Raw genomic sequence first — 409 nt, 5'->3', positions numbered from 1 at the left:
CCCTTTCATCTGGAGAGTGGGCACCACGAATGGTAGGGCCAAAGGAGATCATATCCATTTCGGGATAGTTCTTCCCTAAAATTCCGCACTCAAGGCCTGCATGACACGCAGCGATATCGGGTTTATCGGTATTCATTTTTTGATAAAGTTCATCCAGTACTTTCAGGATCGGGGAATCCATGTTTGGTGCCCACCCGGGATATGCACCGGAAAGTTCCACTTCAAAACCTGCCAGTTCAAACCCTGACCGAATGCTGTTCGCCAAATCTGTCTTTGAGGACTCTACCGAAGAACGGGTCAAACAAAGCACTTCAATTTTCCCGTTTTTGACAGTTACCCTGGCAACATTGTTTGATGTTTCTACAAGGCCTTGAATATCGGGACTCATTCTGTACACTCCGTTAGGAAC

General features: G+C 46.7%; 1 pseudogene. It reads right to left on the bottom strand.

The annotated features are described in order from the left end of the window. A pseudogene (locus HC175_RS19580) lies at nt 1–409 on the bottom strand (cytosol nonspecific dipeptidase); the annotation flags it as partial.

This window comes from Salinimicrobium oceani (assembly GCF_012037645.1).
Note: the sequence above shows the minus strand (reverse complement) of the source record. Positions and strands in the feature narration are given on the sequence as shown.